Annotated in this window: 8 protein-coding genes; 3 read left to right on the forward strand and 5 right to left on the reverse strand. The window is 65.3% G+C overall.

Annotated features, from left to right (window positions below; genetic code table 11):
- Positions 1-120 precede the first annotated feature (120 nt).
- The 3 genes from Q4G50_RS13875 to pgm form a co-directional block, all read right to left on the reverse strand.
- Positions 121-852, reverse strand: a complete 732-nt coding sequence (locus tag Q4G50_RS13875) for a thioredoxin domain-containing protein (RefSeq protein ID WP_303378243.1) — start codon at positions 850-852, stop codon at positions 121-123.
- A 30-nt stretch (positions 853-882) separates the two neighbouring features.
- Positions 883-1,320, reverse strand: coding sequence for a MauE/DoxX family redox-associated membrane protein (locus tag Q4G50_RS13880; RefSeq protein ID WP_303378250.1), 438 nt, complete (start codon positions 1,318-1,320; stop codon positions 883-885).
- Positions 1,321-1,514: 194 nt separating this feature from the next.
- Complete coding sequence (gene pgm, locus Q4G50_RS13885; RefSeq protein WP_303378244.1) at positions 1,515-3,173, reverse strand: phosphoglucomutase (alpha-D-glucose-1,6-bisphosphate-dependent); 1,659 nt, start codon at positions 3,171-3,173, stop codon at positions 1,515-1,517.
- 186 nt (positions 3,174-3,359) lie between these two features.
- Between pgm and Q4G50_RS13890 the strand changes: the two genes are divergently transcribed.
- Genes Q4G50_RS13890 through Q4G50_RS13900 form a run of 3 tightly spaced genes read left to right on the forward strand, consistent with a single transcriptional unit; the run spans position 3,360 to position 5,399 of the window.
- Positions 3,360-4,778: a sodium:alanine symporter family protein gene (locus Q4G50_RS13890; RefSeq protein ID WP_303378245.1), complete on the forward strand. Its 1,419-nt coding sequence runs from the start codon at positions 3,360-3,362 to the stop codon at positions 4,776-4,778.
- Positions 4,765-5,079 carry a fluoride efflux transporter family protein gene (locus Q4G50_RS13895; RefSeq protein ID WP_303378246.1) on the forward strand — a complete coding sequence of 105 codons (315 nt, stop codon included), beginning with the start codon at positions 4,765-4,767 and terminating at the stop codon, positions 5,077-5,079. The genes Q4G50_RS13890 and Q4G50_RS13895 overlap by 14 nt, the downstream gene beginning before the upstream one ends.
- Positions 5,076-5,399 (forward strand): CrcB family protein, encoded by a 324-nt coding sequence (locus Q4G50_RS13900; protein WP_303378247.1) that lies wholly within the window; start codon positions 5,076-5,078, stop codon positions 5,397-5,399. The genes Q4G50_RS13895 and Q4G50_RS13900 overlap by 4 nt, the downstream gene beginning before the upstream one ends.
- A 19-nt stretch (positions 5,400-5,418) precedes the next feature.
- Here the strand turns inward: Q4G50_RS13900 and Q4G50_RS13905 are convergent, their stop codons facing one another.
- Together Q4G50_RS13905 and Q4G50_RS13910 are read right to left on the reverse strand one after the other, a co-directional pair.
- Positions 5,419-7,983: an ABC transporter permease gene (locus tag Q4G50_RS13905; protein ID WP_303378248.1), complete on the reverse strand. Its 2,565-nt coding sequence runs from the start codon at positions 7,981-7,983 to the stop codon at positions 5,419-5,421.
- A gap of 18 nt (positions 7,984-8,001) precedes the next feature.
- Complete coding sequence (locus Q4G50_RS13910) at positions 8,002-8,829, reverse strand: ABC transporter ATP-binding protein (protein ID WP_303378249.1); 828 nt, start codon at positions 8,827-8,829, stop codon at positions 8,002-8,004.
- Positions 8,830-9,254 lie beyond the last annotated feature (425 nt).

Here is a 9,254-nt window from a genome sequence, read left to right on the forward strand (position 1 = left end):
ACCCCCACACTGCCAGTGTGGTGCGCTACCAGCTGCGCCATAGCCCCTTGGAACTTGCTTCAATGTACACGCCTGCGCGCTTCAGAAACAAATCCCCTGGTCAGTGAACTTTCGGCCTGTTTAGCCCAGGACGACGTCCATCCACTGGTTGATGTCGGCGACCTCGACGTCCTGGCCGTCCTGGATCACGCGCGGCGAAGAAACGGAACCGGTCTCGGCGTTGAGCTTGTCGGCGTTGGCGGTGGCCAGCGAGTTGGTCGGCTCGACGTTCTCACCGGAACGGATCTTCTCGACGGCCGCGTCAGAGGCACCGAACTCCTTCGCAGCGTTGGCGAAGTCATCGTTGGACCACTTGTTGTACAGCTCCTCCTGGTCCTCCATCAGGTAGGCACGGAGGTTCCAGTAGGCATCGGTCTCGCCGGCCTCGGCCAAGGCCAGGACGGCGGCGGCGGCGCGGGTGGAGTGGCCGTCGATGCTGCCGCGGTCCAGGAAGTTGAGGGTACGGACGTTGACGATCAGGTCACCCTCCTCGATGGCGGCCTGCATCTGCTCATCGGTGTTCACCGCGAGCTGGCCGCAGTAGCCGCAGGAGAAGTCCTCGTAGAGGTCGACGACCTCCGCGTCCGCCTTGGCGTCCGCGGCGCGCAGGGTGACGGCGTTGTCAGAGAACTCGGACTCGAAGGCCACGTCGATGGCTTCACGGTCGGCGAGGTGCTCGGTCTTCTTGCCCTGGCCGGACATGACGATGTAGCCGATGACGACAGCCGCGATGGCGATAACCGCCACGATGGCCCAGATGAAGCCGCTGCCACCCTTGGAGTTCGGGTTGCTGACCTTGGTCGACTTGCTCACAGTGTTATTCCTTTATTGAATCGGGGTGCATCAGGGGTAAATGGCGAAACGCTTGAACGGACGGTAGACCGTCCACAGTGACAACGCCAGGAAGACGAGATCACGCAGGATGGTGATGAGGTAGTCCATGGCCTGCCCGTCGGTGTTGGGCTCAATGTTAAAGCAGCCGCAATCGATGGCCAGGCCGCGCATCCACGCGGAGGCGACGCCGACGATGAACAGGACGATCACCCAGGACGCCACCTTGCTGGCGGGCCGCAGGAAGATGCCCAGCAAGAGCAGCAGCCCACCGGCGATCTCCAGCGGGCCGATGAGGCGGGCCAGCAGATCAGACCAGTAGGGGGTGAAGATCTCATACGCGGCGATCGCCTGCGTCATGTTCATGTGGTCGTTGAGCTTCGGGATACCCGCCGAGATCCACACGTACGCCATGTAGAAACGTGCGAACGCACTGATGGCGTCGAGGATTCGCTGCCCGGTACGTCCCGACCAGAAGCCGGTGCCGGAGGTGGGTGAGACGTCGGTTCGCGCGCCCGGAGTCTCCCGGAAACCTGCCGACGCCGTCAAGGCCTGTTCTTTAGTGGACACATCCCCAGACCTTAGTGCACGCACCTGCCTACAGCCCATATGAATTCGGCCATACGGGCCAACATCACAGTCGGTTACTGCCCAAGCACCTGGGACACCACAGCCTGAGCCTCCTGCTGCACCTGACGCAGGTGCTCCTCTCCGCGGAAGGATTCGGCGTAGATCTTGTACTTATCCTCGGTGCCGGAGGGGCGGGCCGCGAACCAGGCGTTCTCGGTGGTCACCTTGAGGCCGCCGATGGCGGCGCCGTTACCCGGCGCGTTGGTGAGCTTCGCGGTGATCGGCTCCCCGGCCAGCTCGGTGGCGGTCACCTGCTCCGGGGACAGCGCCTTGAGGATGGCCTTCTGCTCGCGGTTGGCATCGGCGTCGGTGCGCGCATACGCCGGGGCGCCGTACTCGGCGGCCAGCTCCGCATAACGCTGGGAGGGGGTCTTGCCGGTGACGGCGGTGATTTCTGCGGCCAGGAGGTCAAGGATGAGTCCGTCCTTGTCGGTGGACCACACCTGCCCGTTGTGACGCAGGAAGGAAGCACCGGCGGATTCCTCGCCGCCGAAGCCGACGGAACCGTCGATAAGCCCGGGCACGAACCACTTGAAGCCGACGGGAACCTCGACGAGCGTGCGGCCCAGCTTCGCGACGACCCGGTCGATCATCGAGGACGACACCAGCGTCTTGCCCACAGCGGTATCGGCACCCCACTCGGGGCGATTGGCAAAGAGGTACTCGATGGCCACCGCGAGGTAGTGGTTGGGGTTCATCAGCCCGTGGTCCGGGGTGACGATGCCGTGGCGGTCAGCGTCGGCGTCGTTGCCGGTGGCGATGTCGTACTTGTCGCGGTTGGCGATGAGCGAGGCCATCGCATCCGGGGAGGAGCAGTCCATGCGGATCTTGCCGTCGGTGTCCAGGGTCATGAAACGCCAGGTGGCGTCGATCTCCGGGTTGACCACGGTGAGGTTGAGCTTGTGGGTGTCGGCGATGGCACCCCAGTAGTCGACGGAGGCGCCGCCCATCGGATCGGCACCGATGGACAGACCCGAATCGCGGATCGCCTGGATGTCGACGACGTTCGGCAGATCATCGACATAGGAGTCGAGGAAGTTGTACTTGCCGGCCCGCTCATCGAGCACGCCGGACACCGGCACACGCTTGACACCCTCGAGGTCGGCGCGCAGGTACTCGTTGGCGCGCTGGGCGATCCAGTCGGTGGCGTCGGTGTCGGCCGGGCCGCCGGACGGCGGGTTGTACTTGAAGCCACCGTCGCGCGGCGGGTTGTGGGAGGGGGTGATGACGATGCCGTCGGCACGCTTGGGATCGGTGCCGGTCACACCACCGGAAAGGCCGGCGTTGTGGGCGAGGATGGCGTGGGAGACGGCCGGGGTCGGGGTGTAGCGGCCCCGGTCATCGACCAGTACGTCGATGTCGTTGGCGATGAGCACCTCCAGCGCCGAGACCATCGCCGGCTCGGACAACGCGTGCGGGTCGCGGCCGATGAACACCGGGCCGCCGATCGAGTTCTCGCGGCGGTAATCCACGATCGCCTGGGTGGTGGCCCAGATGTGCTGCTCGTTGAAGGCGTGGTCCAGGGAGGAACCGCGGTGACCGGAGGTGCCGAAGGCCACCTGCTGATCCGGGTTCTCCACGTCGACTTCGCGGGTGTAATACGCGGTGACCAGTTCCGCGATGTCGATGAGGTCCTCGGGACGGGCCAGCTGGCCTGCGCGCTCGTGTGCCATGTCTCTCCTTGAATTCCGGTGCTCGACAACAGTCCTTATCCATTGTCGTCGCCTGCCGACGACCGCGCACGGGTGCGGGGCGCGGGCGTCGATAAGCACCCCCGCCAGGGGGCACCCACCATGCCCCGGCACGCCACACCCAGCCCCGATGTGGTCGACGCCACATCCCGGTAGTACTTTGAGCGCATGGAATCGCTGCAGAACGCCTTCGACACCGCCGGTGGTGTCGTCTGGGGACCGTTCGTCCTCATCCCCCTCCTCCTCGGCACCGGCCTGTATTTGACCATCCGCCTCGGCGGCATCCAGTTCCGCACCCTGGGACGCGCGATGCGCCACGGCCTCATCGACAACTCCGACACCGACGGCAAGGGAGACATCTCCAACTACCAGGCGCTCACCACCGCGTTGGCTGCCACCGTCGGCGTGGGCAACATCGTCGGCGTCGCCACCGCGATCTCCGTCGGCGGCCCCGGTGCCCTGTTCTGGATCTGGGTCACCGGCCTGGTCGGCATGGCCTCGAAGTACACCGAGGCCTTCCTCGGCGTGCGTTTCCGCACCACCGACGCCAAGGGGGAGATCTCCGGCGGCCCGCAGTACTACCTCAAGCGCGGCATCTCCGGGCCGGTCGGCCAGATCCTCGGTGTCTCCTTCGCGATCTTCGCCGTCATCGCCTCCTTCGGCATCGGCAACCTCACCCAGGCCAACGCCGTCGCCTCCAACATGGAAGGCACCTTCGGTATTGACCCGATGATCACCGGCGTCATCATCTTCATCTTCGTCGGCGCCGTCCTGCTCGGCGGCATCCAGGCCATCGGCCGCATCACCGCCGCCTTCGTGCCGATGATGATCGTCCTCTACATCACCGCCGGCATCATCGTCCTCATCATCCAGGCCGGCCAGATCCCGGCCGCCCTCGCCCTCATCTTCACCGACGCCTTCACCGGCACCGCCGCCACCGGTGGTTTCGTCGGCGCTGGCATCATGCTGGCCATCCAGTTCGGTGTGGCCCGCGGTATCTTCTCCAACGAGTCCGGCATGGGTTCCGCCGCCATCGCCGCCGCCGCCGCGAAGACCTCCCACCCCGTACGCCAGGGCCTGGTCTCCATGACGCAGACGTTCATCGACACGCTCATCGTGGTCACCATCACCGGCCTCGTCATCGTCACTGCCGGCGTGTGGGATACCGGCCGTGAGACCGCCGGCGTCATGACCGCCAACGCCTTCTCCACCGGACTGCCCGGCGAGTGGGGCGGCACGATCGTGTCCCTGTCGATCATCTTCTTCGCATTCTCCACCCTCATCGGCTGGTCCTACTACGGCGAGCGATCCCTGGAATCCCTGGTCGGACGCATCGGCACCATCCCCTACCGCATGCTGTTCACCTTCACCGCGCTGGTCGGCGCGACGGTGGAGCTCGACCTCGTGTGGTCCTTCTCCGACCTGGCCAACGGACTGATGGCCCTGCCGAACCTCGTCGGCCTACTCATCCTTTCCGGCCTCGTGGCCCGGGAGACGAAGGCCTACCTCAAGTTCGACCCGAAGCTCCGCGCGACGCCGGAGGAGGTCGGCGCCTTCCTGCGCGCTCAGGGCAGTGACTGGAAGTAACGTGCTTCGCGACGCCGCGGCCGTCGCCATCGGCGCCTCCTGCGGTGCCGTGGGCCGATTCGCCCTCTCCGGAGTTGTCCCCCTTCTCGGGATCAACGTCGTGGGGGCGTTTCTCATGGGCTGGTTGCGTCCCGGGGTGTTCTGGGGGCGCGGTGTCCTCGGTGGTTTCACGAGCTTCTCGACGTTCGCCTTTCTCACCACCGGTCTCCCCCTTCCTGTGGCGGCGGGTTATGTGGTGGCCACCCTCGTAGGCTGCGTTGGCGCGTGGTGGGCGGGGGATCTGCTGCGGAGGCGCACATGAGCGCGGTACTACTGGTGGCAGCCGGTGGTTTCTGCGGGGGCCTGATGCGTCACCTGCTGGTGCTGTGGCCGGGTGGTCTGCGCGGCACTTTTGCCGCGAACCTCCTGGCGGTGGTGGTGCTTGGTATGTCACTGGGGCATGGGGAGGTGCTCGCGCTGGCCGCGGGCGTCGGCTTCGCCGGGGCTTTGTCGACGTGGTCGACCCTCGCCTGGGAGATCGGGGAACTGCTGCAGGGCCGTCGCTTCCGGCTGGCGGCCGGATACACGTCAGCCACGCTCATCGCCGGGCTGGCGGTGGCGTGGCTGCTGGTGGTGCTCTGAGGTGTAGCTTTCGGTGCCGCTAGTTGGAGATCGCGTCCAGCGGCGGGGTCTTGGCTGCCCGACCAGCCGGCCAGATAGCGGCGACTACGCCAACGACTGCGGAACCGGCGAGCATCCACGCCAGCTGGTCCCACGGCACGGAGATGGTGTCCAGCCCCTCGTCCTTGAGTACCTCGAGGAAGGCCCAGCCGAGGCCGAGGCCGATGAGGATACCCATGACCGCGCCGAACACGGCGATCTGCACTGCCTCGAGGGTGATCATGGTGCGGACCTGACGGCGCTGGGAGCCGACGGCACGCAGCATGCCGATCTCCTGGCGCCGCTCGATCACGCCGAGTGTCAGGGTGTTGACAATACCCAGCACCGCGATGATCACCGCGAGTGCCAGCAGGGCGTAGAGGATGTTGAGCATGATGTCGATGGCCTGGCCCGCCTGGCCCGCCATCTCCTCGGTGCTCATCACCTGAACGACGATGAAGCCCTTGACGGCCTCCTCCAGGTTGGCGCGTAGCTCGTCCTCGCTGAGGGAGCCGTCGCTGTTGACGCCGACCATGGTGACGGTCAGCGCCCCCGGCGGGAGCATGTCCTCCACGTTCTGATCGGAGATGACCATGTTCTGGATCATGTTGTTCGGCTCGAAGATGCCGACGACTTCGATGTCGCGCGGATCGGCGCCGACACCCGGGGCGGTGAGCTCCAGGGTGTCCCCGAGTGACCAGCCGTGGCGTTCGGCGAAATCGGTGGTGACCAGCACGCCGGGGGTGGTCTCCAGATCAGAGGTGCCCTCGGCGACCACGACGTCGGCCATCTCGTTGACGTCACCGTCGATGACCATGGTCTGGGCGTGGGGGCCGAAGGTCTGGGAGGACTGGCCGTCGATAAGCACGGGGGCGGTGGACATGGTGAGGACCTTGTCCACGCCGTCGACGTCGCGGACGGCGGCGGGAGTGCCGGCGGGGGTCGGGAAGCCGGAGTTGGTGGGCCCGGAGAGGACGAAGTCGGCGGAGACGTTGTTCTCCACGACGTCCGAGATGGAGGCCTTCATGGTGTCGCCGAGCATGCCGATTGCGGTGACCAAAGCAACGCCCAGGGTCAGTGCGAAGGCGGTGGCGGCGGTGCGGCGCGGGTTGCGGCGCGAGTTCGTGGCGGCCAGCTTGCCGATGGCCCCGAAGGGGGCGCCGATGATGCGTCCGAGTGTCGGCACGATCGGCAGGGACATGGCGGGGCCCGCGAAGAAGAAGCCCACGATGACGCCCACCGCACCGATGCCGACGAGGATGGCACGGGTCGTCGTGGCGGAGTCGGACATGAGCGCGCCCGCGATCGCCGCGGCCACTCCAATAGCCATGAGCAGCAGGCCGATGATGGTCCGGACCTTGAGCGGCTGGTCGGTGGATGCCTCACTGGAACGCATTGCCTCGACGGGTTTGACTTCGCCGGCGCGGCGCGCGGGAATCCACGCGGAGACGATGGTGACCACGGTACCCAGAATGACGGGCACGACGATGGCGGACGTCGACAGGCCGAGCCCCGAGTCAGGCAGATCCAGCCCCTGGGTGGCCATGACCGCCTTGATGGCGGCCACGAGGCCGATGCCGGCGACCACGCCGATGACGGAGCCGATGAGTCCGATGATGAGCGCCTCGAAGACGACGGAGCGGGTGATCTGCTTCCGGGCGGCACCGAGGGCGCGCAGGAGGGCGAATTCCTTGGTGCGCTGGGCGACGATCATGGAGAAGGTGTTCGCGATGAGGAACGTACCCACCAGCAGGGCGACGAGCCCGAAAGCGATGAGGAAGTAGTTGACGAAGCTCAGTGCCTGCGACATCACCTCAGTGACGCGCTCCGCGAGGGCTTCACCGGTCTCGACCTCGATGCCCTCGTAAGTCTCCTCCAGGTGGACGACCAGGTCGGTGTCGCTGGTGCCGTCCGCGGCGGAGAGGGTGAGCTGGTTGGTGGTGCCTTCCAAGGTGTAGCGGTCGAGGAACTCGTCTTCGGCCATGAGCACGCTCAGCGCGTTAGCGGAATCGAGTTCCTGCTCGTAGATGCCGGTGACGGTCATCTCGTGGCGGTCCTGCGGGTCAACGACAAGCAGGGTATCGCCGACGGAGACACCGAAGTTCTCGGCACCTTGTTCATTCAACGCGATGTCGTTGGCTCCGCTCGGGGCCTCACCTTCGACGATCTGCTGGGAGGGCCCGACGACATCGTCGGTGTCGTACCAGGGAGACAGCACGGAGGTGCCGCCACCGACCTGGAAGGGTTCCTCGTCCTCGTTCGCTAAAACGATGCTTTGCGACGCCGTGACATTCAGCGCCGCCACCTTGTCATCGGCGGCCATTTCTTCGCGCAGTGCCGCAGGAATGCCGGGGGCATCCTCGCCCGGGGAGACGACAGCGTCGACCCCGTCGTAGGCGCTGCTCACCGCGGACTTGAAGGTGGAGTCCAAGGAGTTGGTAAACATGAACGCGCCGGAGATGAACGCCGTGCCCAGCACGACGGCCAATACCGTCAGCGCGAGACGAAGTTTATGCGCCGCGATGTTGCGCAGGCTGACTTTGCGCATGGTGGAATTCTTCGCCACTGAAGTACTCCTCCGGCCCTAGCGCTCGACACCAGCCATGGCAGCGAGAATTTCGTCCATGGTGGGGTCGATGAGTTCGTCGACGAGTTGGCCGTCGGCGAGGAAGACAACACGATCAGCGTAGGAAGCGGCCTTCGCGTCGTGGGTAACGATGACCACCGTCTGATCGTCCTGGTCCACCGCCGTACGCAGGATGTTGAGCACCTCGGCTGCGGAGTTGGAGTCGAGGTTACCGGTCGGCTCATCGCCGAAGATGATCTCCGGGCGCGACACTAGGGCGCGGGCACAGGCCACGCGCTGCTGCTGACCACCGGACAGCTCCGCTGGGCGGTGCGTCAGACGCTCCGCCAGGCCGAGACGAGTGGTGATCTCCTCGAACCACTCCTTGTCCACCTCGCGGCCGGCGATATCCGACGGCAGCGTGATATTCTCCGCGGCCGTCAGCGTGGGCACGAGGTTGAAGGACTGGAAGATAAATCCCAGGCGGTCACGGCGCAGGTCAGTCATCTCCTTGTCCCGCAAGCGAGACAGGTCAGTGTCACCGATGAGCGCCGAACCGGACGTCGCCGAGTCCAGGCCTGCCATGCAGTGCATGAGGGTCGACTTACCGGAACCGGAGGGGCCCATGATCGCCGTGAACTGGTTCTTCGCGAAAGCCACGTTGACATGGTCAAGCGCGGTCACCGCGGTCTCCCCCTCGCCGTATTGCTTATGCAGGTCGATGGCGCGGGCAGCGTACTCCAGACCCTCCGCGGGCCGCTGCGACTGATCCTCTAACACAGTATGCTCAGCCTCAGTTGCGGTGCTCGCGTTCTCGACGCCCTCGGGTGACCCGTTCTCTGTCATGATAAGTAGCCTTCTCCTGCACTAGTTAGTTCTCAAAGAACCAAGTTAACCGTATAAAGCATACGGAACATCGGGGTCTTCCCCCATCTTCCAGGCCAGTTCGCGGTGAACCGACATAAAGATAACTGGCAACCGTATAGACGGTACCCGTTAGGGCGTGTTGGGGGAATCTGAAGGTTCAGAGAAGACCGTGATCCCGCTAGAGAACGCTGACCGCCACCCGGGTTCCCGTGGTGGTGGGCTGCTGTGAGCAGGGTGGCAGTGATACGACGTGGGACCATCAAGTGCGTGATGCTCCAACCTATCTGGCGACTAGGAGAGAATGCGCGCAGCCACAATGCAGCGTAGGGCGATGGCTGCGGGTGTCGGATTGTGTGGTGTGGTGAATGCACAGTAGCCCCGGTCACCTGTGTGGTGACCGGGGC

The sequence above is a fragment of the Corynebacterium sp. genome (assembly GCF_030538285.1).
Lineage (GTDB): Bacteria > Actinomycetota > Actinomycetes > Mycobacteriales > Mycobacteriaceae > Corynebacterium.

What these genes read in the sequence shown, in the direction of transcription:
- pgm (WP_303378244.1), bottom strand. Translation starts at nt 3,173, where the DNA reads ATGGCACACGAGCGCGCAGGCCAGCTGGCCCGTCCCGAGGACCTCATC.
- Q4G50_RS13900 (WP_303378247.1), top strand. Translation starts at nt 5,076, where the DNA reads ATGAGCGCGGTACTACTGGTGGCAGCCGGTGGTTTCTGCGGGGGCCTG.
- Q4G50_RS13890 (WP_303378245.1), top strand. Translation starts at nt 3,360, where the DNA reads ATGGAATCGCTGCAGAACGCCTTCGACACCGCCGGTGGTGTCGTCTGG.
- Q4G50_RS13910 (WP_303378249.1), bottom strand. Translation starts at nt 8,829, where the DNA reads ATGACAGAGAACGGGTCACCCGAGGGCGTCGAGAACGCGAGCACCGCA.